Raw genomic sequence first — 23,749 nt, forward strand, 5'->3', positions numbered from 1 at the left:
ACAGCCACGCCTCCTCTTTATTCATAACGCACGCAAATACTTCTAAAAAAGAGTTTTTATTCATTTACTTGTCGTAATTTACAAGACTATGATTCCCCTACCTGTATTGACATAATAACCTGGCAATTATTTCAAGGAGGAAATCGTACTTGTCTGTTTATAAAATACCGATCAATAAAAATGTTATTGAAGCCGCCACTGAACGGATTAGCTGGACGCTTGAAAATCTTCCCCGTGTCTGTGTTTCGTTTTCTGGCGGCAAAGACTCTACCATCATGTTTCACCTTACCGCGCAAATAGCGCGAAAAAAGGGTAAGAAGATCCACTTACTTTTTATCGACTGGGAAGCACAGTTCACGTACACCATTCAGCATATAAATAACATGCTCGGGCAGTATGCCGATGTTATTGAGAAATGCTGGTGGGTTGCCTTGCCGTTAACGACGCAAAATTCACTTACGCAGTTTCACCCCGAATGGCAATGCTGGGAGCCAGGGAAACAGTGGGTGCGCCAGCCGCCTGCAGGCGCCATTACCGCTCCTGATTACTTCGATTTCTACCAGCCTGGCATGACGTTTGAAGCCTTTGTTCGCGCGTTTTCAGAGTGGTTTGCCCAAAGCCGTCCGGCGGCCATGATGGTCGGTATTCGTGCCGATGAATCCTACAATCGTTTTTTGACTATCGCTAACGCACGGAAACGGCGCTTTGCCGATGACAAACCCTGGACCAGCGTCGCCCCGGGCGGCCACGCCTGGTATATCTATCCGCTGTACGACTGGAAAACCGCCGATATCTGGACATGGTTTGCTAAAACGGGCGGATGTTACAACCCCCTTTACGACCTGATGTTTCAGGCAGGCGTTCCTCCGCGCTATATGCGCATCTGTGAGCCCTTTGGCCCGGAACAGCGTCAGGGTTTGTGGCTCTATCACGTTGTTGAGCCCGAACGCTGGGCAGCGATGTGCGGGCGGGTAAGTGGCGTGCACAGCGGGGGCGTTTACGCGGGCCAGGACAATCACTTTTATGGCCACCGTAAAATCCTTAAACCTGACGCGCTCAGTTGGCGCGAGTACGCCATGCTGCTGCTCGACAGCATGCCGCAAACCACGGCGGAACATTACCGCAATAAAATCGCGATTTATCTGCACTGGTATCAAAAGAGAGGCATGGCCGATATTCCCGACACCCAGCAGGGCGATATCGGGGCAAAAGATATTCCGTCCTGGCGACGCGTGTGCAAGGTATTACTCAATAATGACTACTGGTGTCGCGCCCTTTCATTCAGTCCTAACAAACCAAAGCACTATCAACGCTACAGCGAACGGATAAAGTCAAAACGCAAGGAATGGGGGATCTTATGCAGCAACGATTGATTAAAGAAATGGCGCGCTATCTTCAGTCTCTTCCCGAAGACAAACGTATTGAAGCCATCAACGCCTTTCGCCAGGCCATCCATGAAAACAGCCCTTTTCGCGAGCAGCCCGTCGACTGCGTGCTGTGGATCAAACAGGACGAGATTACCGCTAACGATTACAACCCGAATAACGTCGCACCGCCGGAAAAACGCTTGCTCTGTAAATCACTGGAGATGGACGGCTTCACGCAGCCCATCGTGGTCACGGAGAGCGATGCTCAGCATTATGAAATCGTCGACGGCTTTCATCGCCACGAAATTGGTTCAAACCGGGCGGTGTTAAAGCGCCAGCTGAAAGGCTACCTGCCGGTAACCTGCCTGCGTAAAGAGCGGCAGAAAAAGCGCGACCGGATGGCCGCGACCATCCGCCATAACCGGGCGCGAGGTCGACACCAGATTAACGCGATGTCCGATATCGTCCGCGAGCTGGTCCAACTTGGCTGGGATGACGAGAAAATCGGCAAGGAGCTGGGCATGGACAAAGACGAAGTCCTGCGGCTCAAGCAAATCAACGGTCTGCTGGAACTCTTTGCAGACCGTCGTTACTCCGAAGCCTGGACGGTGAAATAATCAGATCGCGTTAAGGCGCTCTGCCGCCGCCAGCAGCGTCGATTCCTGTTTCGCAAAGCAGAGGCGAATCAGCTTATGCGGGAAGGGATCGGCGCAAAAGACGGATAGCGGGATCGCCGCAACACCTACTTCTTTGGTCAACCACTGGCAGAAGCTGACGTCATCCAGATCGGAAATGGCGCTGTAGTCCGCCAGCAGGAAGTAGGTCCCTTCCGAAGGCAAAATCTCCAGACGGCTCTTACTCAGCGCAGACACAAACAGGTCCCGCCGTTCACGGTAGAAACGCGGCAGCTCGCGATAGTGCTCGGGTTCAGCACGCAGCATATCCGCCAGCGCCAGCTGGGCCGGCGTATTCACGGCAAACGTCAGGTACTGGTGCACTTTGCGCAGCTCCGCGCTAATGGCGGCTGGTGCCACGCTATAGCCTACTTTCCAGCCGGTCATATGGTAAGTCTTACCAAATGACGAGACGGCGATTGCGCGCTCGCGAAGCTGCGGATGGGCCAGCACGCTGGCGTGCCCTTCCTCAGCAAAGCAGATGTGCTCGTACACTTCGTCGCTCAGAACATAAATTTCACGTTCAGCGATGGCCTGCCACAGCGCGGCGAAATCGGCTTTCTGCCACACCGTAGCGGACGGGTTGTGCGGCGTGTTCAGAATCACCAGACGGGTTTTATCGCTCAGCAGCGCGGCAAACGCCTGCCAGTCCGGGCGGAAATGCGGCGGCTGGAGCGCCACGCGCTTCACCACGCCGCCGGAAAGTTCAACCGCAGGCGCGTAGCTGTCGTAGCTCGGGTCAAAGCAGATGACCTCATCGCCCGCGCGCACCAGCGCGGTGATGGCCGCATACAGCGCTTCGGTTGCCCCTGCCGTCACCGTGATGTCGGTGTTCGCATCGGGCTTATGGCCATATAGCTCCGCCGTTTTGTCCGCAATGGCTTCCCGCAGCGCCTGCACGCCAGTCATCAGCGCATACTGATTCGCCCCTTGTGCAACGTGGTACGCCAGGCGCTCCTGCAAATATGACGGTCCGTCAAAATCCGGGAACCCCTGCGAGAGGTTTATCGCATTGTGCTGCTGCGCCAGGGCGCTCATCTGCGTAAAGATGGTCGTACCGAGATTTGGAAGTTTACTCTGCGGAATCAATGCGTTATTACTCATTGTGTTGTGCCTGCTTGTAATACTTATGTTGCTGCCACTATAACACGATGTTAGTCTTTGGCAATCAAGACGCTTAGACGTCTATACCCTAAATAATTCGAGTTGCAGGAAGGCGGCAAGGGAACGAATCCCCGGGAGCGTACATAAGTACGTGACTGGGGTGAGTGAGTGCAGCCAACGCACCTGCAACTCGAAGTATGACGGGTATAAACCATATGAATATTCCTGGCCGAGAGGGTAAAAGGAAAATGACAGACAACCTGCAACTCACGCATCTGGTCGACGCCTGCCGCTGGATTGGCGCCAAAGGCTGGGCTCCCGCCACCGGCGGCAACATGTCGGTGCGTCAGGACGAACACCTCTGCTGGCTCAGCGAATCCGGCAAAGACAAAGGCAGCCTGACAACGGACGATTTTCTGCAGGTCGAGATCGCCACCAACCGCGCGCCGTCTGGCCGCAGGCCCTCGGCGGAGACCGGGCTGCACACCCTCATTTATCGCCTTTTCCCCGAGGCCAACGCCGTCCTGCACGTTCACACGGTGAACGCGACGGTGCTGTCGCGTCTGGTGAAAGAGGCCGAACTGACCATCAGCGGCTTCGAGATGCAAAAATCCCTCACCGGGCAGACCACGCATCAGGATACGGTGGCTATCCCGGTGTTTGACAACGACCAGGATATCGACGCCCTCGCATCGCGAATCGCCCATTACGCACGGGAACGCCCGCTTAATTATGGTTTTCTTCTGCGCGGTCATGGCTTAACCTGCTGGGGACGCGATGTGGCCGAAGCCCGCCGTCATCTGGAAGGACTAGAATTCCTATTTGAATGCGAAATGCGTTTACGACAACTGGAGAGAGTATGATTCGCGCGATTGTGACGGATATTGAAGGGACCACCAGCGATATTCGTTTTGTCCACGACGTTTTGTTCCCCTACGCGCGTGAGCGGCTGGCGGCTTTCGTGACCGCCCAGCAGTACGCCGAGCCGGTCAAATCCATTCTGGACAACCTGCGTGATGAAATTAACGCTCCGCACGCCAGCGTCAGCGACCTTATCAATACGCTGTTCACCTTTATGGATGAAGACCGTAAGTCGACGGCGCTGAAGGCCCTTCAGGGAATTATCTGGCAGGACGGCTACGTCAACGGCGACTTTACCGGCCACCTCTACCCGGACGTGCTGCCTGCGCTTGAAAAATGGAAAGCGCAAGGCATTGATCTCTATGTTTATTCTTCTGGCTCCGTTGCTGCGCAGAAACTGTTATTTGGCTACAGCGACGAAGGTGATATTACTCATCTGTTCAGCGGCTATTTTGATACCCACATCGGCGCCAAGCGCGAAGTGCAGTCTTATCAGAACATTGCGGCGCAAACGGGCATTGCCCCGTCGCAGATCCTGTTCCTGTCGGATATTCATCAGGAGCTGGACGCGGCTGAACAGGCAGGTTTTCGCACCCTGCAGCTGATTCGCGGTGATGATGACGGCGCAAGCCACCACCATCAGATCCACCAGTTTGACGAGATTAACCCGGAGCAGATCCCTTCATGAGCGCATTAACGATTTACTCTGATAAAGACGCCAGCGAGCATCAGTGGCACAGCACCGACGCGGACGAAATTGCCCAACAGCTCAACGCCAGGGGTGTGCGTTTTGAACGCTGGGCGGCCGATCGAGATTTAGGCCAGGATCCTGCGCCTGAGGTGGTGATCGAAGCCTATCAGCATGCGATAGATAAGCTAGTGGCGGAAAAAGGGTACCAGAGCTGGGACGTGATTAGCCTTCGCGCCGACAACCCGCAGAAAGACGCGCTGCGCGCGAAGTTCCTGAACGAGCACACCCACGGCGAAGATGAAGTGCGCTTCTTTGTAGAAGGCGCCGGGCTGTTCTGCCTGCACATTGGTGATGAGGTGTATCAGGTGCTGTGCGAGAAAAACGACCTGATTTCCGTGCCGGCGGGCACGCCTCACTGGTTTGATATGGGTTCAGAGCCGAACTTTACCGCTATACGTATTTTCGACAACCCGGAAGGCTGGGTGGCCCAGTTTACGGGTGATGCGATTGCGGAAGCGTATCCCAGACTTGCATGAAGTCTGGAGGGGCGCGGAACAATCCCCTCGCCCCTAGGGGAGAGGGTTAGGGTGAGGGGGGAACATACGGCTGAGGTGGTCAGTTCCCTATTCAGGCATTCATTAAATACTGGCGATAATCCTCTGTACATCTGCGTCAACCAGCCTCGCCAGATGCACAAACTCCACCACATCTAACCTGCGCTCACCACTTTCTACTTTAGCGATAAACGATTGGGGTTTCCCTAAAGCCTCAGCAAGCTGCACCTGAGTAATCCCCTTCTCTTTACGAGCTTTCTTCAACGCATTGATAACACGCTGGTATTCGTCCGAGTAAACTGAGGCCATTGTTCCGATTCCATACAAATATCCTGAAATCGAATATCCTCTCGTTGTGTTTTTATCCCAAAACAGGATAATTGAGCATGTAACGAACACCTGTAAGGAGAACACAATGCGTCATAAAAACTGGCATCCTGCCGATATCATTGCCGCACTAAAGAAACATGGAACAAGCCTGGCTGCGTTGTCACGCAAGGCCGGGCTGTCATCATCTACATTAGCAAACGCACTATCCCGGCCGTGGCCTAAAGGGGAATTTCTCATTGCTCAGGCGCTAAACACCTCGCCAGATGTGATATGGCCGGAAAGGTATTTTGATGAAAAAGGGGAACCCATTTTCCGTCAGAGAAGGGCTACGAGACAAAGCCCCCATATTTAATATCATCAACGTATGTTCCCCCTCACCCCAACCCTCTCCCTCAAGGGAGAGGGGGTCTAAGAGACTTCACATACCCCACCAGCTGGTCCAGCACAATGCCCCACCCTTCGTGGAAACCCATCTGTTCATGCTGCTCACGGATGTCCTTCGTCGGATGGCGCGCTATCGCCGTATAGCGGGTTTTCCCCTCCCCAACGTCTTCCAGCAATAAAATCGCCGTCATAAACGGCTTCTCGGCCGGTTTCCAGCCTTCGGTATAGCCATCGGTAAAGACCAGCTTTTTACCGGGATCGATTTCCAGGAAGACACCGCGGTTATCCATCCGCTGACCGTCCACCTCAAACACGGTGTTGAACCGCCCGCCCACGCGGAGATCGAGATCGCACTCGGTCACCTTATGGGGAGCAGGAATGAAGAAATTTTTGATATGTTCCGGCGTGGTCCAGCACAGCCACAGCAGGTCGCGCGGTGCATCCACCACGCGCTCCAGTTTTAAGTCAGTTTCAGGATCGAGCGTCACGATATTGTCCTCTTAAGGGAACCCCTTAAAGGATAGCCGGACTCAGGCGAATTTCCCGTTTGCCACCGCTTCCGGCGTGACCACGCCCGTATCCAGCACCCAGCCGCTAATCAGCGAGGCAGGCGTGACGTCAAAGGCCGGGTTATAGACCCGTGCGTTTTCCGGTGCCCATTGCACCGCGCCAAAGCTCCCCGCCACGCCCGTTACCTCGCTGGCGGCACGCTGCTCGATGGGGATCGCATCCCCGTTCGGACAGTCCGGGTCGAGCGTGGTATGCGGCGCGGCGACGTAGAACGGAATGCCGTGGAATTTCGCCAGTACCGCCAGCGAGTAGGTACCAATTTTATTTGCCACATCGCCGTTGGCGGCAATACGGTCTGCGCCCACCCACACGGCGTCTACCTCCCCTTTCGCCATCAGGCTGGCGGCCATGGAATCGGTGATGAGCTGATACGGCACGCCCAGCTCGCCGAGTTCCCATGCGGTCAGCCTGCCTCCCTGCAGCAGCGGACGGGTTTCATCGACCCAGACGCTGCTGACGTTACCGTCCTGATGCGCACGGGCAATGACGCCCAGCGCGGTGCCGACGCCCGCGGTTGCCAGCCCGCCGGTATTGCAGTGGGTCAGCAGGCGGCTGCCGGGTTTGACCAGCGCGCTACCGGCTTCCGCAATCGCGTCGCAGAGCTGTTTATCTTCGTCAATCAGACGCAGCGCTTCCGTTACAAGTGCCGAAACGAAATCTTCCTGCCACAGCGCCAGCTTCATGCGGTCGAGGTTGTTCATCAGGTTCACGGCCGTGGGGCGCGACGCGCGCAGGGTATCCAGCGCCACGGCCAGTTCGTCGCGGCTTTTACCGCTTTCCGCCAGCAGCGCCAGCAGCAGGCTTGCAGAGAGACCAATCAGCGGCGCGCCGCGCACCCTAAGTGCGTGAATATGGCCCACCAGCGCCTCTACCGTAGAGGCATCCAGCCAGCGTTTCTCCTGCGGAAGGGCCTGCTGGTCGAGAATAAAGAGCTGATTATCCGTCACCCGCAGGCTGGTCGTCTGTAATGTCTGCATGTCGTTAATTCCCTGTTGCGTTGTTGTAGCACATTGTGTCAGGATGAAATCCAGATGTATAGACGTCTACATGTCTTTATTAGCAAACCCGTGAGGAACAGGCCATGTCGCAATACCGTACCTTTACCGCCCAGGACGCCGTGGAGTATGCAAAGCAGTTCGGCGGCCTTGACGATCCTTCATCGCTGGTAGAGGCGCAGGAGGTGGGCGACGGTAACCTCAATCTGGTGTTTAAAATATTCGACAGCGCAGGCGTGAGCCGCATTATCGTCAAGCAGGCGCTGCCCTACGTGCGCTGCGTCGGCGAGTCCTGGCCGTTAACGCTGGATCGCGCCCGCCTGGAGGCGCAAACCCTGGTCGAGCACTACCGGCACAGCCCGCAGCACACCGTGAAAATTCACCACTTTGACCCGGAACTGGCGGTAATGGTGATGGAAGATCTCTCCAGCCACCTGATCTGGCGCGGCGAGCTGATTAAAAATAATCACTACCCGCAGGCCGCGCGCCAGCTGGGGGAATACCTCGCGCACGCGCTGTTCCACACCAGCGATTTCTACCTGCACCCGCACGAGAAAAAAGCACAGGTGGCGAAATTCATTAATCCGGAGATGTGCGAGATCACCGAAGATCTGTTCTTTAACGATCCGTACCAGATCCACGAGCGCAACAGCTACCCGGCCGAGCTGGAAAACGATGTTGCCGCCCTGCGCGACGACGCCCAGCTGAAGATTGCCGTGGCCTCCCTGAAGCATCGCTTCTTCTCTCAGGCCGAAGCGCTGCTGCACGGCGATATTCACAGCGGGTCAATTTTCGTGGCGGACGGCAGCCTGAAGGCCATCGACGCCGAGTTTGGCTACTTCGGCCCGATTGGCTTTGACGTGGGCACCGCCATCGGCAACCTGCTGCTCAATTTCTGCGGCCTGCCGGGGCATCTGGGCATTCGCGATGCCGCTGCCGCACGCGAGCAGCGCCTGACCGATATCCAGGAGCTCTGGAATACCTTCGCGGAACGCTTCCAGGCGCTGGCAAACGAGAAAACGCGCGATGCGGCGCTGAGCGCACCGGGCTATGCCTCCGCGTTTCTGAAAAAGGTCTGGCACGATGCCATCGGCTTCTGCGGCACGGAGCTGATTCGCCGCAGCGTGGGGCTTTCTCACGTGGCGGATATCGACACCATTGCGGATGACGCCATGCGCCACGAATGCCTGCGCCACGCCATTACGCTCGGCAAGGCGCTGATTGTCATTGCCGACCGTATCGACAGCGCGGAAGAGCTGGTGGCACGGGTGCGTCAGTACAGCTGAGTGCATTTGCCCGGTGGCGGCTTCGCCTTACCGGGCCTACGCTACTGATTTTCTCCCTCTCCCTGTGGGAGAGGGCCGGGGTGAGGGCATCAAACCGCACTCACCCCAGATACTCAATCACCGATAACCCGCCGTTATAATCCGTGCTGTAAATAATCCCCTGCGCATCCACAAACACGTCGCACGACTGGATCACCTGAGGGCGATACGGCCGCGTGTCCATCATTCTCTCTGGCGCGGCAGGCACCAGCGCGCCGGTTTCCACCGGTCGATATGGATTGGAAATGTCGTACGCGCGCACGCCTGCATTCTGGTACGTGGCAAAAATCAGCGTTGAGCTGACAAAGCTTCCCGGCCGGTTCTCGTGCAGGTTATGCGGCCCGAAATGCGCCCCTTTCGCCACGTAGTCAATTTCATCCGGCTGGGGGAAGGTAGAGATGCTCACCGGGTTCGCCGGCTCGCGGATATCAAACAGCCAGATCAGCTTTTCGCCGTCTTCCTGATTGTCGAGCACCGCTTCGTCCAGCACCACCAGCAGGGAGCGGTCCGGCAGCGGCAGCGCGGTGTGCGTCCCGCCGCCAAATGGCGGGCTCCAGTTGCGATGGCTAATCAGCTTCGGCTGCGCGCGGTCTTTCACGTCCAGCAGCGTCAGCCCGCCGTCGCGCCAGCTGCCGTAGGCGGTATCCCCGGCGATAATCGCATGGTGCAGCGCGTAGCGTTTCCCTTCCGGCCAGTCCGGCTTCTCGCCTTCGGCCTGGTTCATGCCCGGCAGCCACCAGCGCCCCGCCACTTCGGGCTTACGCGGATCGGCCAGGTCGATGGTCAGGAAGATGTAGTCGGTAAAACCGTCGATCAGCGCCGAGACGTACGCCCAGCGCCCGCCGACGAACCAGATGCGGTGAATGCCAATGCCGCTCAGGGACAGAAAGCCGATTTCACGCGGCTTATCCGGCGTGGAGATGTCAAACACCCGCAAGCCCGCGCTCCAGCCTTTTTCCTGCACGTCGCTGACGGTCTCCCCCACCTGGCGGGTGTAGTAGACCTTCTCGTCGGCAAAGCGCGCATCGGCAAACAGATCCCGGGCGTTGATCACCAGCAGCAGGTCATCATGCGCCTGGAGGTGCACGTTCCAGGTGCCCGGCGGCGCGGGCACATAGCCCGCGGGTTTCGGGTTTTTCGGGTCGCGCACGTCCACAATGGAAAAGCCCTGCGACACCATATGGCCGATATACGCGAAGCCGCGATGCACCATCAGCTGCACGCCGTCCGGACGGCCGCCCTGGTCGCTGTGGCCAATCAGCCGCATATTGCGGCTGTATTCGGGGGTGGGTAACTGAGACACCTTATACTCCTTTCGCAGGGTGGCGGCCGCGCCTTACCCCGTAGGCCCGGTAAGCGCAGCGCCACCGGGCATTATTTTGACCTGGCTTCCAGCGTCGCAAACCACGGGGCGATAAAATCTTCCGTCTGGCCCCAGCCCGGAATAATTTTACCCAGCGACGCCACGTTCACCGCACCCGGCTGGGCGGTCAGCAGCGCCTGCGGGATCGCGGCCGCTTTGAAGTCATAGGTTGCCGGCGTGGCTTCTCCGGCAATCTTGTTCGCCACCAGACGCACGTTGGTCGCACCAATCAGCTTCGGATCCACCGCCACGCTCACCTTCCACGGGCTGCCCGGCTCGCGCATCAGCTGCAGATCCTGGTTGGAGATGTCGATGCTGTAGAGTTTGATCTCGGTGCGGCCGTTCTCTTTCAGCGCTTTATAAGCCCCCTGGCTGAAGGCGTCCCAGGTGCCCCAGATAGCGTCAATTTTGCCTTTCGGGTATTTCGCCAGGATCGCGCCCACCTTGTTGGCGGTGTCGCCCTGCACGTCAGACGAGACCGCGCCGATAGACTCCAGCTCTTTGATGTCCGGATACTGTTTTTGCAGCTCTTTATACGCAGTCTGGCGACGCTCCATCGGCGGGAAGCCGGCCACCCATAGCTTGACGATATTGGCCTTGCCGTTGAAATCTTTCGCCAGCTGGCCGAAAGAGAGATTCGTCAGTGAGGCATCGTCCTGCTGGGTAACGGTCACGCCCGGGATCTCGCCGTTTACGGCGGTATCAAATACCGCGACTTTTATCCCGGCATCCACCGCCTTCTTCACCAGCGCGGTGGAGTACGGGTCGCGCCCCTGGGAGAGAATAATCCCGTCATATTTCTGGCTAATGGCCTGGTTAACGAAGTCCTGGAATTTGGCATCGTCCCCGTTGCTTAAAAAGGTGCTGACCTTAAAGCCAAGCTTCTTCCCTTCCTCAATCGCCCCGGCAATAAACTGCGTGGTGTTGTCGTCTGAGCCGAGGTTGCGGATCACCGCAATGCGGATCGGGCCGTCGTGGTTGGCAATGGCGGCCGGAAGCGGCGCGGGCGTGGCCGCAAAGCCTGGCAGAGAAGTGAGCAGCCCGAGCGCCACTAAAGAGAGTGCAATCTTTTTCATTTTTTATCCCGTTGTGTTGTCAGCGTTTTTGTATGTAGGTAATCGCCAGCGCTACCGCGAGCACCAGCCCTTTTATAATGTCCATGGCGTAATACGGCACCGAGAGCATCACCAGCCCGTTCGACAGCACGCCAAGAATGACCGCCCCGACCACCGTCCCCAGCGCGTTTGGCTTGCCGGACCCGGCCAGCGAGAAGCCGATCCAGGCCGCGGCTACCGCGTCCATCAGATAGCCGCCGCCCGCATTCACCTGCGACGACCCGATGCGCGACGCCAGCAAAATCCCCCCCAACCCCGCCAGCAGAGAGGCAATCACGTAGGCCGCCACCTTGTAGCGCGTAGTGCGAATGCCGGAGAGACGCGCCGCTTCCGGGTTACCGCCAATGGCGTACATCCGACGACCGTGGGTGGTGAGCGAAAGCCCAAGCTGCGCCAGAATCGTCACCACCAGCATGATGATGACGATGGTTGGCACCTGCCCCAGCAGGCTGAACGCCGCCGGAATCGTTCCTTCCGCCATGTCGCCGCTCGGCAGGACCATGTTTTCGGTAATCGACCCGCCGTAGCTGTAGGTCATCGCCACGCCCTGGATCACAAACAGGCTGGCAAGCGTCGCGAGCATGTCGGGAATACGCAGGATGACGATCAGAAAAGCGTTAAACAGCCCCACCAGCGTACAGAGCGCAAGGGTGATCAGAATCGACTCTGTGGTGCCGAAGCCGTGCCAGACGAAAAGCGAAATCACCAGCGCGTTCGCCAGCGACGCCGTTGACCCCACGGAGAGATCGAACCCGCCGATGGTCAGAGAAATCGACACGCCAATGGCTATCACCGTCACGATGGCAATCGAGCGCAGGATATTGATGATGTTGTTCGGGTCGAGGAAGTTGTCCGACGCCAGGCCAAAAACGGCCACCAGCGCGACGACGGTCAGCAACATGCCCCACTTGTAGAGAAAATCAAAAATCTGCTGACGGCCAGACGCCGCCGCGTTCACTGAAAGGGCCTTGCTCACGGCGCCGTTCCTCCGGTTGAATAATAAAGTAGTGTCTCTTCACGGGCCTCGGCCCCGGCGATTTCCGCCACGATACGCCCATCCCACAACACGCAGATGCGGTCGCACAACCCCACCAGTTCGGCAAATTCGCCGGAGGCGTAAATGACCCCTTTGCCCTCGCGCGCCAGGCCGTCAATCAGCTGGAACAGGTCGGTTTTGGCCTTGACGTCCACGCCCTTGGTCGGCTCGTCGAATATCAGCACGCTGGCGTCATTGCGCAGCCATTTTCCGATGGCGACCTTCTGCTGGTTACCCCCGGACAGACGCCGCAGCACCTGGCCCGGCCCGCGCGCCCGAACGCCGACGCGGGCAATCACCTCCTCCGCCCAGCGCCACGCCTGACGATGGCCGAACAGGCTCCAGCGCGAGAAGCTGTTATCGGCGCATACGGCAAGGTTCATGCTCACCGGCTCATCGATAAAGATCCCCTCTTTGCGCCGCTCCTCCGGCACCAGCGCCAGCCCGCGCAGCACGGAATCCGCCGGGTCGCGCGGTTTCCAGGGTTGATGATTCAGCTCACCGCGCGCCACGCGGCTTTTGCTGGCGCCAAACAGCGCCTTGCAGAGCTCGGTTTTGCCCGCGCCCGCCAGCCCGGCGATGCCAAGGATTTCGCCTTTGCGCAGGTGCAGGGAGATATCTTTTAGCAGCGCGTCGTCGTGCAGGCCCTCCACGCGTAGCAGCGTTTCGCCGCCGTGCGGCGGTCGTGCGGGCGGATAGATATCGCTCAGCACGTGGCCGAGCATCTTCTCGACGATGGCTTCGCCGCTGAGGTCCGCCATCGGGCCGGACTCAATCAGCTTGCCGTCGCGCAGCACCGTCAGGGTGTCGCAGATGGCTTTCAGCTCGTGAATGCGATGCGAGATAAACACCACCCCGATGCCCTGCTGCTTTAAGCGCCTTACCACGGCAAACAGACGCTCGCTTTCGTGGGCATCCAGCGGCGCGGTGGGCTCATCAAGAATCAAAAAACGGCAGTGGTGGGACAAGGCGCGTGCCAGCAAAATCTGCTGCTTTTCGGCAAGCGAACAGCTGTCAATAACGCGACGCACGTCCAGGGAGACGTCCAGCTGGGCCAGCGCCTGTCTCGCCTGCTGGCGAACGGTGCGCCAGCTGAAGCGATGCCCCGGCTGCGCCAGCCTGTCGAGCATGATATTTTCGGCAATGGTTAACCCCGGGATCAGCGCCACGTCCACCTCCTGCTGAACCAGGTGGATCCCCAGCCGTTTGGCGTCCAGCGGTTCGCGGATCGTCACCGGCTGGTTGTTAATGCAAATCTCACCCTCATAGCGTTCGTGCGTTCCGCACAGCACCGCCATCAGCGTTGATTTGCCCGCGCCGTTGGCGCCGGTCAGCGCATGAACGGTTCCGCCGGTTAGGGTGAAATTGACGCGCGACAGCGCCTGAAAGCCGGAAAAGGCCAGGCTGATACCGTGCATCTCAAGGCGACTGGAAACCATCCGCGTAAATCCTTCATTACTCTTCTGATTTATCGAATTTTTCACAGCTCCGGTTGACTGACAACGACGGAAAAGGCATAAGTTAAAGCGAAATATTATTAGCCATCCGGATGTCCAGACATAACATCGGGTTAGCGCTTCCAAAAAAAGGACACTTCCATGAGCAACACCGACATCCGCGTCGTCCCCGGCCCGGCGAACTATTTCTCCCATCCCGGAAGCCTTGCGCATCTGCATGACTTCTTTACCCCGGAACAGCTTTCCCGCGCGGTGTGGATTTACGGCGAGCGCGCCATCGAAGGCGCGCGCCCTTTCCTGCCGGAGAGCTTTAACGCGCCGGGCGCAAAGCACCTGCTGTTTAAGGGCCACTGCAGCGAGCGCGACGTCACCCACCTGGTGAACGAAGCCGGCAGCGGTGCGAGCGTGGTCATTGGCGTTGGCGGCGGCGCGGTGATGGATACGGTGAAAGCCGTGGCGCGTCGTTTAGGCGTGCCGTTCGTGGGTATCCCCACCGTGGCTGCCACCTGCGCGGCGTGGACCCCGCTCTCCGTCTGGTACAACGATGCCGGTCAGGCGCTGCAGTTTGAGATCTTCGACGACGCTAACTTCCTGGTGCTGGTGGAGCCGCAAATCATCCTCAACGCGCCGGCGGAATATCTGCTGGCGGGGATTGGCGATACGCTGGCGAAGTGGTACGAAGCGGTAGTGCTCGCGCCGCAGCCTGAAAACCTGCCGCTGACCGTGCGTCTGGGCATTAACGGCGCGCTGGCGATCCGCGACGTGCTGCTGGATCACAGCGAGGAAGCGCTGGCTGACCAGCAGCGCGGCGAACAAACCCAGGCGTTCAGGGACGTGGTGGATGCCATTATTGCCGGCGGCGGGATGGTCGGCGGGCTGGGCGAACGCTATACCCGCGTGGCGGCGGCGCATGCGGTGCATAACGGCTTAACCGTGCTGCCGCAGACGGAAAAATACCTCCACGGTACCAAGGTGGCCTACGGCATCCTGGTGCAAAGTGCCCTCCTCGGCCAGGACGACGTGCTGGGCCAGCTGGTCTCGGCGTATCGGCGTTTTAACCTGCCGACCACGCTTCGCGCGCTGGCGGTCGATATCAATAACCGCGACGAACTGGATAAGGTCATTGCCCACACCCTGCGCCCGGTCGAGTCGATTCATTATCTGCCGGTGACGTTAACGCCTGAAGTTCTGCGCGCGGCGTTTGAGAAGGTGGAATCCTTCAGCCGTTAATCGCCCCGACCGTCTATACCTAATGATGATTCTCACCACTCTCGCAACGAGGTCATCATGCAGATCGATTTAACAGGTAAGAAGGCGCTGGTTACCGGCGCCAGCCGTGGGTTGGGTCGCGCTATCGCGCTGTCGCTGGCGAGCGCCGGTGCCGACGTGGTTATTACGTATGAAAAATCTGCCGAAAAAGCCCAGGCGGTTGCCGATGAAATTAAGGCGCTTGGGCGGCACGGTGAAGCGGTGCAGGCCGACAGCGCCAGCGCGCAGGCCATTCAGGATGCCGTCACCCATGCGGCGCGCTCCCTCGGCGGGCTGGACATTCTGGTCAACAACGCCGGGATCGCGCGCGGCGGCCCGCTGGAGTCCATGACGCTGGCGGACATTGACGCCCTTATCAACGTCAATATTCGTGGGGTGGTCATCGCCATTCAGGAAGCGCTGGTGCATATGTCTGACGGCGGGCGAATTATCAACATCGGCAGCTGTCTGGCCAACCGCGTGGCGCAGCCGGGCATTGCCGTCTACTCAATGACGAAGTCTGCCCTTAACTCCCTCACCCGTGGCCTGGCGCGCGATTTAGGCCCGCGCGGCATTACCGTTAACCTTGTTCACCCTGGACCGACAAACAGCGATATGAACCCGGAGGACGGGGAGCAGGCGGAAGCCCAGCGCCAGATGATTGCCATCGGTCACTACGGCCAGCCGGAAGACATCGCGGCGGCAGTAACCTTCCTGGCCAGCCCGGCCGCCGGGCAGATCTCCGGTACGGGGCTGGACGTGGACGGCGGTCTGAACGCCTGATCGCACATTCTCTGCAAGCCTCTGTCGCCCGGCAGAGGCCTTTTCGAGCCGCTTCGACGGTTTGCGTTTTGCCCCTTTTTTCCGCTGTTTGTCGAGTCTACAGTCCCCCATAAGAAATTCGGAATTTATCTAATAGTCTTATTATTTCCTTATATTTTGTGTGGGCGTACAGTGGAGGTACGGATGAAGATTGTCTGGTCCAATGGTGCAAAGAAGGCGTTTTCAAAGGTTGACGAGCGGTATCAGCGACGCATTGAGGTAAAGCTTGCCGAGCTGGATGACCGCTCGGCTCCCCGGCCCGATATCAAAAAAATATCGGCAACAGAAGATCATTTCCGACTACGCGTTGGCGATTACCGCATCATCTATACGCTTCGGGACGATCCCGATAACCATTGTTATGTTTTGGCCGTCAAGCGCAGAACTTCAACGACTTACCTGCATGAGGAGAGTGCCAACTATGGCTGTACAGCTAATCAAGGACGATAACGGGAAAACGCAGTACGTCGTTATTCCCTATCACGAATATTTTCGTATGCTCTTACAGATGGCAGAAATTGACGACGAAACCGACGACGACCTGGAGGATATCGAGGTCGAACACGATAGTCTGGATGACGTGGAATTACCCGGAGAAGTGTGCAGCATCATGACCTGGCAGAACGTCAGCCTGCAGGCCGCATGGCGCATCCTGCGCGGCATGTCCCAGCAGGAGGTGGCGGAGAAACTCGGCATCAGCCAGTCTGCCGTGTCACAGCTTGAAGCGCTGGACTCCCGCCCGCAAAAACGCACCCGCGAAAAACTCGCGGCCATTTACGGCTGTAAGCAGGAGCAGATCAGCCTCTATTTACCGAAAGAGGGTTAACAGCACTTCGCCCCGCCCTTGCCGCCGTAGCGCGCATCCTGGCGATCGCGGAAAAATTCTTCGTACGTCATTGGCGTCTGGTCCGGATGGTTAACCCGCATATGCTCGACGTAGTTGTCGTAGTCCGGCACGCCAATCATCATTTTGGCGGCCTGGCCCAGGTACTTACCTGCTTTGGAAAGGGTGTCGAACATAATTCTGGTCTCACAGAAATGTAGGCCGGGTAAGCGCTAGCGCCACCCGGCACACAGGTTAATGCGCCCCTTTGGCCTGGGTGACAATCTCTTCCAGGTTTTCAGGCATTGGCTCGTAAGGCGTCTCTTTTGCCGTTGGCTTGTCGACTTTCAACGCCGCCAGCGCGGTTTTGAGAGAATACAACGCCAGCACCACGACCACCACCATAAAGAAGATAGTCAGCCCGGCGTCCAGACGGTTGTTAAACACCAGTTGCGACAGCTGCGACTCGGTGTACTGCGCCGGGATCTTACCGCTGTCGATCATCGCCTGGAACTTGTTGGCGATTGCCAGGAAGCCCACCTTGTTGTCCGGGCTGAAGGCTTTCTGCCAGCCTGCCGTCAGGGTACAAATCAGCAGCCATGCGGTTGGCACTAACGCCACCCACGCGTAGCGCTGGCGCTTCATCTTGAACAGCACCACCGCGCAGAGCATCAGCGCCATGCCCGCCAGCATCTGGTTGGCGATACCGAACAGCGGCCACAGGGTGTTAATCCCACCCAGCGGGTCGACCACGCCCTGGTGCAGGAAGTAGCCCCACGCCAGCACGCACAGCGCCGTTGCCAGCAGGTTAGCCGGGAGCGAATCGGTACGCTTCAGGTTCGGGGAGATCACGCCCAGCAGATCCTGCAGCATAAAGCGCGCCGCACGGGTTCCCGCATCTACCGCCGTCAGGATAAACAGCGCCTCGAACAGAATGGCGAAGTGATACCAGAACGACACGTCCATCAGCCCGCCCAGCGCACCGTGGAGAATGTAGGCCATGCCTACCGCAAGCGTAGGCGCCCCGCCCGCACGGGAGATGATCGACTGCTCGCCCACCTCATTCGCAATGCTGGTTAACGTGTCTGGCGTAATCGCAAAGCCCCAGCCGCTCACGACCTGCGCGGCAGACGCGACGACGTCAACGGTGCCGGCAGGTGCCAGCACCGCCATCGGGCTGTTCATCGCGAAGTAGACGCCCGGATCGATGATACAGGCCGAGACCAGCGCCATGATGGCGACGAAGGACTCCATCAGCATGCCGCCGTAGCCAATCAGGCAGGCCTGATTTTCATTCGCCAGCATCTTCGGCGTGGTGCCTGAGGCAATCAGCGCGTGGAAGCCCGACACCGCACCGCAGGCGATAGTGATAAACAGGAACGGGAACAGGTTGCCGGTCCAGACCGGGCCGGTGCCGTCGATGAATTTGGTCAGCGCAGGCATGGTCAGGGTCGGACGCATAATCAGAATGCCGATCGCCAGCCCGACGATGGTGCCGATTTTCAGGAAGGTGGAGAGGTAGTCGCGCGGGGCCAGCAGCAGCCATACCGGCAGCACCGCCGCCACGAAGCCGTATCCCACCAGCATCCAGGTGAGCTGTACGCCGGTAAAGTCGAAGAACGGTGCCCAGGTCGGGCTTTCCGCTACCCAGCCGCCGGAGATAATGGCGAACACGAGAAACACCAGGCCAATCACCGATACTTCACCAATTCGGCCCGGACGCAGATAGCGGATGTAGATCCCCATAAACAGCGCCAGCGGAATGGTGAAAGCAACGGTATACGTCCCCCAAGGGCTGTGGGTCAGCGCTTTCACCACGATCATCGCCAGCACCGCGAGGATGATCACCATGATCATAAAGGTCGCCACCAGCGCAATCACCCCGGCGGTTGCCCCCATCTCCTCTTTCACCAGCTCGCCCAGCGAACGACCATCGCGACGGGTGGAGACGAACAGCACCATAAAGTCCTGCACCGCCCCTGCCAGCACCACGCCGGCAAGGATCCAGATCATCCCCGGCAGGTAGCCCATCTGCGCCGCCAGCACCGGGCCCACCAGCGGCCCTGCCCCGGCAATCGCCGCAAAATGGTGGCCGAACAGCACTTTTTTATCGGTCGGCACGTAGTCCAGCCCGTCGTTATGGCGGACGGCTGGCGTCATGCGCGTGGCATCAACCCCTAAGACGTTCTTCGCGATATAGCGGCCATAAAAACGATACGCGATCAGATAAATGCAGACGGAGGCGACAACGATCCACAGCGCGTTGATCTGCTCTCCCCGGTTGAGGGCGATATAGCCCAGGGCAAAGGCTCCCACAACGGAGAGCCCTGCCCATATAAGGTATTTCCCTGAGTTGTTCATCGTGGTTATCCGTTGTTGTGAAACAGTGAGATGTTACATTTTGTTTCTAGAACAACGGATAAAATTTAACAACTTTGAAACGCAATTATGCGTGGTCAAACCACACATTTACACCACATTGTTAAGCCGATCACTTTCGTACCGTCACCGGTCACACTTTTGCCTTTTTCGTCCAGGCACCACCTTACGGAATGATTTGTATCATTTTTTTTGCTCATAACCTCGCCAGAATGATCCTGCGCAATGGCGTGCATACAAGGAAAAGGATATGAACAGTTCAGTACCTCAGGATAGTAAGGTCGGGCCCGGCGCGTACTTCGCCCTGGCGTTTGCAGCCGTTTTCTTCTCTGGCCTGCTGGGCGGAAAAGAGTGGTACGGCGTTTTTGATTTCACCACCCTCAACGGCGCGTTTGGCAAAGTGGTCAGTAAAGCCAGCCTGGAGGATGGCACCCTGACGACCGCCAGCAGCGCCTTTCGCGGCACCGGCGGCAGCGGCGCGATGGACGGATTTCTCTTCGCGCTCGGTTTAATTCCGGCCGTGATGTTTGCGCTAGGGATGATCAACGTGCTGGAGCACTACGGCGCCCTGCGCGCCGCCCGCAAGCTCTTAACCCCTCTGCTGCGCCCGCTGCTGGGCATTCCCGGCACCGCCGGGCTGGCGCTGATAGGCAGCCTGCAAAGCACCGACGTCGGCGCGTCCCTCACGCGAAATCTGTCTGATGAAGGGCAAATCAGCGAAAAAGAGAAAGACGTCTTCGCCATGTTCCAGTTCTCCGCCGGGGCGATGATCACCAACTTTTTCTCTTCCGGCGCCATCCTCTTTACGCTGGTCGCCGTTGACGGTACGGCTGCGGTGCCTACCTCCATCGGGGCCTGTATCGCCGTCATGTTCATGATGAAAATCGTGGGTGCCAATCTGCTGCGATTGATCCTGTCTTTCACCGGTAAAGGAGACGCCGCATGAGCGCCCCACAGTCCAACCCCGTCATTACCGATGTGTTTATCGAAGGCGCGCGCAAAGGCTGGAGCATTGCCACCAGCAGCACCCTGCCCAACGTGGTGATGGCGTTTATCATCATCAAAGCGCTTGAAATTACCGGCGCGCTAAAAGGGCTGGGCACCATCTTCGCCCCGCTGATGGGCCTGTTTGGCCTGCCGGGCGAAGCGGCCGCCGTGCTGATTGGCGGCTGGATGTCGATGGGCGGCGGGATCGGCGTCGCCATTGGCCTGTTTGATAAAGGCATCCTCACCGGCGAGCACCTGGCGATCCTGGCGCCCGCCATCTACCTGATGGGCTCGCAGGTGCAGTACCTGGGCCGCATTCTGGGCGTGATCGGCACCCGCGCCAAACGCATTCCGCTGATGATCGCCATCTCGGTCGTCAACGCATTTTTAGCCATGCTGCTGATGCGCATTATTCTCTGAACAGGACGTGAACATGAATCTTGACCATTACATCGAAGAACTGAAAACCCTGGTGAACGTGGACTGCGGAACCCAGACGATTGACGGCGTCGCAGCCGTAGCAGGCATCATGCAGCAGCTCTGGCAGCGTGAGGGCTGGCACACGGAGCAGGTGAATTTGGGCGACAAGGTTGGCCCCGGCGTGTTCGTCAGCAACAAGCCGCAGGCGGAACGGTTCGACGTGCTGCTGGTCGGCCATCTGGATACCGTGTTTCCCGCTGGCACCGTGGCCGAACGCCCGATGAGCGAGGACGATACCCGCCTGTACGGCCCCGGCGTCTCGGATATGAAGAGCGGACTTCTGAATATTTTGTGGGCGATGCGCGGGCTCGATGCCGCGGACAACGAGCGTCTCGCGATTGCCGTGGCGATGAACCCGGACGAAGAGACCGGCTCTGTCTATTCCCACGAATGGATTGGTGAACTGGCTAAGCGTTCCCGCTGCGTGCTGGTGTGCGAAGCCGCCCGCTCCGACGGCTCGCTGGTGAAAGCGCGTAAAGGCATGGCGGGCTATCACCTCACCTTCAGCGGCGTGGCGGCGCATGCGGGTAACGACCCGGAGAAAGGCCGCTCGGCGATTACCGCGATGGCAAACAGCGTTATCGCCATCAATGCCCTGACGGACTGGGATCGCGGCACCACGCTGAACGTCGGCGTTATTCAGGGCGGCAGCGCGGCGAACGTGGTCGCGGACAGCGCCGTGGCAGAACTGGACGTTCGCTTCTGGGAAAACGACGAGTACGACCGGGTGAACCAGGCGCTGGAGGCGTTATGTGAGAAAGGCTTTTCAGACGGCGTGACCACCACGCTGACGCGGGTCAATCACAAGCCGGCGATGGCAGCAAGCGAAGCAACCCAGGCGCTGATGCAGCAGGTAGAAGCGGCGGGTCAAGCGGAAGGCATCGCCATTACCTGGCAGGCGGTCGGCGGTGGGAGCGATGCCAACCACACGGCAGCGCTCGGCATCCCGACGCTTGACGGCTTCGGGCCGGTTGGCGCCGGGTTCCACAGCCCGGCGGAGTGGCTGGATAAAGCGTCCATAGCGCCGAGAATTCGGCTGTTGAAGCGGGTGGTATCGATGTTGTAAACATTGCCCGGTGGCGCTTCGCTTACCGGGCCTACGTGTGAGGTGTAGGCCGGGTAAGGCGAAGCCGCCACCCGGCAATTCTGCACCGGTCAACCCAGCACCATCGTACTCAACCGACACGTACAGCAGCGCCGTCCCTGCTCGTCGAAGACCACAATCTCCCAGCTCTGGCTGGAACGCCCCAGATGCAGCGGCTGACATACCCCGCGCACCTTGCCGTGCGACACCGCGCGGTGATGCGTGGCGTTAAGCTCCGTGCCCACCACGCTCTGCCCGTCGCGGGTCATCAGATACCCGGCCATCGAGCCGAGCGTTTCCGCCAGCGCTGCGGAGGCCCCGCCGTGCAGCAGGCCGAACGGCTGATGGGTGCGCGCATCCACCGGCATCTCCGCTTCCAGCGTGTCGTCCCCGATGCGGGTATAGACGATGCCGAGATGCGCCACCAGGGTGTTCAGGCTGGTCGCGTTCAGCTCCTCGAGGGGTACATGACGTTTCCAGATCATCTACGCCCCCAGCGTGGAGCCGCCGTCCACCACGATATCCTGCAGGGTGATATGGCTGGCGGCATCGGAGGCGAGGAACAGCACCGTACTGGCAATCTCCTGCGGACGGGCGATTTTGCCGAGCGGAATGCCGAGCTTAAACTGCTCGCCAAAGCCGCGAATGCGCTGCTGCTCCGCATCGTCGCTTTTCCACAGGGTGCGCTGCATATCGGTATCCGTTGAGCCCGGCGACACCAGGTTGCAGCGCACGCCGCTGCCCGCCAGCTCCAGACCGACGGTCAATGCCAGGCTTTTCAGCGCCGCTTTCGAGGCGCCGTAGGCGCTCATGCCGATGCGCGGCGTATGTGCCGCGTCAGAGGCCACCGTCACAATCGCCCCGCCCTGCTGACGGCGAAACTGGCCCATCGTCTGCTGGAACAGGTTAAACGCCCCGCCAACGTTGACCGCGAAGGTCTGCTGCCAGTCCGCCTGCGAGAGCTGGTCCGTCGCCCCCATGCGCAGAATGCCCGCCGCGTTGACCAGCACGTCCAGACGCTCAAGGGTATTAAGCAAACGGCCACACACATCGCTGACCTGAGCAAAATCCGCCACGTCCAGCGTTTCGATGGCAAACGGATAATCTTTCTGGGGGAAGGCCAGATCGAACCCGGTCACCTGCGCGCCGGCTTCGGCAAACGCCAGCGCCGTCGCGTAGCCAATCCCCTTCCCCGCCCCCGTAACCCAGACGGTTTTACCGGTGAAATCAAATCCCATTACTTCACCTCGCGGGAGAGCAGCGCCCACCAGGCGTCGAGGGTGGGATTTTTGGCCAGCATCACGAAGTCGATATCGCCATGCACTTTGCGCCAGCGGGCGGCCAGGGCCATCATGCGCACCGAGTCCAGACCGTAGTCGATCAGGTTTTCGTCATCCATCGGCTCGTCGGACTCGTCCAGCAGCGGCAGGATCAGCTCGCGCAGCGCGGCCTTTGAGGCCGGAACGGACGGCAGCAGCTCGTCAGTCATCACCACGCGGCCAGAGCGCCCGGCCACGTAGTTAAGGGACATCAGGTGCTCGTCGCGGGTGAAATCCGCCAGCGCGTCGGCAATAAAGAACGGTTTGATGTCGCGCATAAAGGCATCGGTGGCGGTAGTCATGCAGCCGATGTGGGCATACACGCCGGTAATCAGCAGCTGGTTGCGGCCGGTCTCTTTCAGCATCTGCTCCAGCGGCGAGCGGTGGAACGCGCTGTAGCGCCACTTCACCAGCACGGTGTCCGCTTCGTCCGGCGTCAGCTGAGCAACGATACGCTGCTGCTCCGGCGAGCGGGTCAGACCTGGCCCCCACATGTCGTTGAGCAGGGCGCGATCTTCGTCGCTCTGCTCTTTCGGCTGGGCGGTGTAGTAGACCGGAATATTATGCGCTTTGCAGTAATCGCGAAGTTTAGCGATGTTAGCCACCACCTGCTGCATCATCGCGCTGTTTTCGCCCCAGAAGTTCAGGAAGTATTCCTGCATATCGTGGATCAGCAGCGCGGCGCGTTCAGGTTCAAACGCCCAGTTCACTTTACTGGTCGGCAGATCTGCGGCGGTTGGCAGCGCGTAAGCGGTTAATTTTGGGATAGCCATTCTCTGTT

The 23,749-nt window shown here is 59.0% G+C and carries 27 protein-coding genes; 14 read left to right on the plus strand and 13 right to left on the minus strand.

What is annotated here, in order from left to right; translation table 11 throughout:
* Positions 1 to 149: 149 nt before the first annotated feature.
* Both ABR39_RS12060 and ABR39_RS12065 read left to right on the plus strand, forming a co-directional pair.
* Positions 150 to 1,373, plus strand: coding sequence for a phosphoadenosine phosphosulfate reductase (locus ABR39_RS12060; protein WP_047347119.1), 1,224 nt, complete (start codon positions 150 to 152; stop codon positions 1,371 to 1,373).
* Positions 1,346 to 1,984: an IbrB-like domain-containing protein gene (locus ABR39_RS12065; RefSeq protein WP_430748976.1), complete on the plus strand. Its 639-nt coding sequence runs from the start codon at positions 1,346 to 1,348 to the stop codon at positions 1,982 to 1,984. The genes ABR39_RS12060 and ABR39_RS12065 overlap by 28 nt, the downstream gene beginning before the upstream one ends.
* Here the strand turns inward: ABR39_RS12065 and ABR39_RS12070 are convergent, their stop codons facing one another.
* Entirely contained in the window at positions 1,985 to 3,145 is a 1,161-nt protein-coding gene (locus ABR39_RS12070; RefSeq protein WP_047347121.1) for a pyridoxal phosphate-dependent aminotransferase, read from the minus strand.
* Positions 3,146 to 3,393: 248 nt separating this feature from the next.
* On the opposite strand from ABR39_RS12070, the gene ABR39_RS12075 reads away from it, so the two are divergent.
* From ABR39_RS12075 to ABR39_RS12085, 3 genes are read left to right on the plus strand one after another with little or no spacing between them, the layout of a single operon-like run.
* Entirely contained in the window at positions 3,394 to 4,008 is a 615-nt protein-coding gene (locus ABR39_RS12075) for a methylthioribulose 1-phosphate dehydratase (protein ID WP_047347122.1), read from the plus strand.
* Positions 4,005 to 4,694: an acireductone synthase gene (gene mtnC / locus ABR39_RS12080; RefSeq protein WP_047347123.1), complete on the plus strand. Its 690-nt coding sequence runs from the start codon at positions 4,005 to 4,007 to the stop codon at positions 4,692 to 4,694. The genes ABR39_RS12075 and mtnC overlap by 4 nt, the downstream gene beginning before the upstream one ends.
* Positions 4,691 to 5,233 carry a 1,2-dihydroxy-3-keto-5-methylthiopentene dioxygenase gene (locus tag ABR39_RS12085; RefSeq protein ID WP_047347124.1) on the plus strand — a complete coding sequence of 181 codons (543 nt, stop codon included), beginning with the start codon at positions 4,691 to 4,693 and terminating at the stop codon, positions 5,231 to 5,233. Before mtnC ends, ABR39_RS12085 begins: the two co-directional genes overlap by 4 nt.
* A gap of 102 nt (positions 5,234 to 5,335) precedes the next feature.
* Here ABR39_RS12085 and ABR39_RS12090 read toward each other — a convergent pair whose 3' ends face one another.
* Entirely contained in the window at positions 5,336 to 5,560 is a 225-nt protein-coding gene (locus tag ABR39_RS12090; RefSeq protein WP_047347125.1) for a helix-turn-helix transcriptional regulator, read from the minus strand.
* 106 nt (positions 5,561 to 5,666) lie between these two features.
* On the opposite strand from ABR39_RS12090, the gene ABR39_RS24850 reads away from it, so the two are divergent.
* Complete coding sequence (locus ABR39_RS24850) at positions 5,667 to 5,933, plus strand: helix-turn-helix domain-containing protein (RefSeq protein WP_072059239.1); 267 nt, start codon at positions 5,667 to 5,669, stop codon at positions 5,931 to 5,933.
* Between the two features lie 40 nt (positions 5,934 to 5,973).
* Here ABR39_RS24850 and ABR39_RS12095 read toward each other — a convergent pair whose 3' ends face one another.
* The gene (locus ABR39_RS12095; protein WP_047347126.1) at positions 5,974 to 6,453 is read right to left on the minus strand and encodes an SRPBCC family protein; all 480 of its coding nucleotides are present in this window, start codon (positions 6,451 to 6,453) and stop codon (positions 5,974 to 5,976) included.
* A 42-nt stretch (positions 6,454 to 6,495) separates the two neighbouring features.
* The gene (gene mtnA / locus ABR39_RS12100) at positions 6,496 to 7,512 is read right to left on the minus strand and encodes an S-methyl-5-thioribose-1-phosphate isomerase (protein ID WP_047347127.1); all 1,017 of its coding nucleotides are present in this window, start codon (positions 7,510 to 7,512) and stop codon (positions 6,496 to 6,498) included.
* Positions 7,513 to 7,616: 104 nt separating this feature from the next.
* On the opposite strand from mtnA, the gene mtnK reads away from it, so the two are divergent.
* Complete coding sequence (gene mtnK / locus ABR39_RS12105) at positions 7,617 to 8,816, plus strand: S-methyl-5-thioribose kinase (protein WP_047347128.1); 1,200 nt, start codon at positions 7,617 to 7,619, stop codon at positions 8,814 to 8,816.
* Positions 8,817 to 8,916: 100 nt separating this feature from the next.
* Here the strand turns inward: mtnK and ABR39_RS12110 are convergent, their stop codons facing one another.
* From ABR39_RS12110 to ABR39_RS12125, 4 genes are all read right to left on the minus strand, one after another.
* A complete protein-coding gene (locus ABR39_RS12110) occupies positions 8,917 to 10,158 on the minus strand; it encodes an LVIVD repeat-containing protein (RefSeq protein ID WP_205626270.1) in 1,242 nt (413 codons plus the stop codon).
* A gap of 71 nt (positions 10,159 to 10,229) precedes the next feature.
* On the minus strand, positions 10,230 to 11,294 hold the full coding sequence (locus ABR39_RS12115; RefSeq protein WP_047347129.1) for a sugar ABC transporter substrate-binding protein: 1,065 nt from the start codon (positions 11,292 to 11,294) through the stop codon (positions 10,230 to 10,232).
* A 19-nt stretch (positions 11,295 to 11,313) separates the two neighbouring features.
* A complete protein-coding gene (locus ABR39_RS12120; protein WP_047347130.1) occupies positions 11,314 to 12,309 on the minus strand; it encodes an ABC transporter permease in 996 nt (331 codons plus the stop codon).
* Complete coding sequence (locus ABR39_RS12125) at positions 12,306 to 13,808, minus strand: sugar ABC transporter ATP-binding protein (RefSeq protein WP_047347131.1); 1,503 nt, start codon at positions 13,806 to 13,808, stop codon at positions 12,306 to 12,308. Before ABR39_RS12125 ends, ABR39_RS12120 begins: the two co-directional genes overlap by 4 nt.
* Before the next feature lie 159 nt (positions 13,809 to 13,967).
* On the opposite strand from ABR39_RS12125, the gene ABR39_RS12130 reads away from it, so the two are divergent.
* From ABR39_RS12130 to ABR39_RS12145, 4 genes are all read left to right on the plus strand, one after another.
* Complete coding sequence (locus ABR39_RS12130; protein WP_047347132.1) at positions 13,968 to 15,056, plus strand: oxidoreductase; 1,089 nt, start codon at positions 13,968 to 13,970, stop codon at positions 15,054 to 15,056.
* Positions 15,057 to 15,113: 57 nt separating this feature from the next.
* A complete protein-coding gene (locus ABR39_RS12135) occupies positions 15,114 to 15,857 on the plus strand; it encodes an SDR family NAD(P)-dependent oxidoreductase (RefSeq protein WP_047347133.1) in 744 nt (247 codons plus the stop codon).
* 183 nt (positions 15,858 to 16,040) lie between these two features.
* Positions 16,041 to 16,346, plus strand: coding sequence for a type II toxin-antitoxin system RelE family toxin (locus ABR39_RS12140; protein WP_047347134.1), 306 nt, complete (start codon positions 16,041 to 16,043; stop codon positions 16,344 to 16,346).
* Complete coding sequence (locus ABR39_RS12145; protein WP_010428455.1) at positions 16,318 to 16,722, plus strand: helix-turn-helix domain-containing protein; 405 nt, start codon at positions 16,318 to 16,320, stop codon at positions 16,720 to 16,722. The genes ABR39_RS12140 and ABR39_RS12145 overlap by 29 nt, the downstream gene beginning before the upstream one ends.
* On the opposite strand, the gene ABR39_RS12150 is transcribed toward ABR39_RS12145, so the two are convergent.
* Positions 16,719 to 16,916 carry a YbdD/YjiX family protein gene (locus tag ABR39_RS12150; protein WP_006809671.1) on the minus strand — a complete coding sequence of 66 codons (198 nt, stop codon included), beginning with the start codon at positions 16,914 to 16,916 and terminating at the stop codon, positions 16,719 to 16,721. The genes ABR39_RS12145 and ABR39_RS12150 overlap by 4 nt on opposite strands.
* A 58-nt stretch (positions 16,917 to 16,974) precedes the next feature.
* Positions 16,975 to 19,080, minus strand: a complete 2,106-nt coding sequence (gene cstA / locus ABR39_RS12155) for a pyruvate/proton symporter CstA (protein WP_047347135.1) — start codon at positions 19,078 to 19,080, stop codon at positions 16,975 to 16,977.
* A 268-nt stretch (positions 19,081 to 19,348) separates the two neighbouring features.
* Here cstA and ABR39_RS12160 point away from each other — a divergent pair, with 268 nt between their 5' ends.
* The 3 genes from ABR39_RS12160 to ABR39_RS12170 are packed head-to-tail and all read left to right on the plus strand — an operon-like array spanning position 19,349 to position 21,631.
* Complete coding sequence (locus ABR39_RS12160) at positions 19,349 to 20,044, plus strand: nucleoside recognition domain-containing protein (RefSeq protein WP_047347136.1); 696 nt, start codon at positions 19,349 to 19,351, stop codon at positions 20,042 to 20,044.
* Complete coding sequence (locus ABR39_RS12165) at positions 20,041 to 20,505, plus strand: YjiG family protein (RefSeq protein ID WP_047347137.1); 465 nt, start codon at positions 20,041 to 20,043, stop codon at positions 20,503 to 20,505. The genes ABR39_RS12160 and ABR39_RS12165 overlap by 4 nt, the downstream gene beginning before the upstream one ends.
* A 13-nt stretch (positions 20,506 to 20,518) precedes the next feature.
* On the plus strand, positions 20,519 to 21,631 hold the full coding sequence (locus ABR39_RS12170) for a M20 family metallopeptidase (RefSeq protein WP_047347138.1): 1,113 nt from the start codon (positions 20,519 to 20,521) through the stop codon (positions 21,629 to 21,631).
* Positions 21,632 to 21,720: 89 nt separating this feature from the next.
* Here ABR39_RS12170 and entH read toward each other — a convergent pair whose 3' ends face one another.
* From entH to ABR39_RS12185, 3 genes are read right to left on the minus strand one after another with little or no spacing between them, the layout of a single operon-like run.
* The gene (gene entH, locus ABR39_RS12175) at positions 21,721 to 22,134 is read right to left on the minus strand and encodes a proofreading thioesterase EntH (protein ID WP_047347139.1); all 414 of its coding nucleotides are present in this window, start codon (positions 22,132 to 22,134) and stop codon (positions 21,721 to 21,723) included.
* On the minus strand, positions 22,135 to 22,887 hold the full coding sequence (gene entA / locus ABR39_RS12180) for a 2,3-dihydro-2,3-dihydroxybenzoate dehydrogenase EntA (RefSeq protein WP_047347140.1): 753 nt from the start codon (positions 22,885 to 22,887) through the stop codon (positions 22,135 to 22,137). It abuts the gene before it with no gap.
* Positions 22,887 to 23,741 (minus strand): isochorismatase, encoded by an 855-nt coding sequence (locus ABR39_RS12185; RefSeq protein ID WP_047347141.1) that lies wholly within the window; start codon positions 23,739 to 23,741, stop codon positions 22,887 to 22,889. The genes entA and ABR39_RS12185 overlap by 1 nt, the downstream gene beginning before the upstream one ends.
* Between the last annotated feature and the right edge of the window lie 8 nt (positions 23,742 to 23,749).

The organism is Enterobacter genomosp. O (assembly GCF_001022965.1).
GTDB classification, from domain to species: domain Bacteria; phylum Pseudomonadota; class Gammaproteobacteria; order Enterobacterales; family Enterobacteriaceae; genus Enterobacter; species Enterobacter cloacae_L.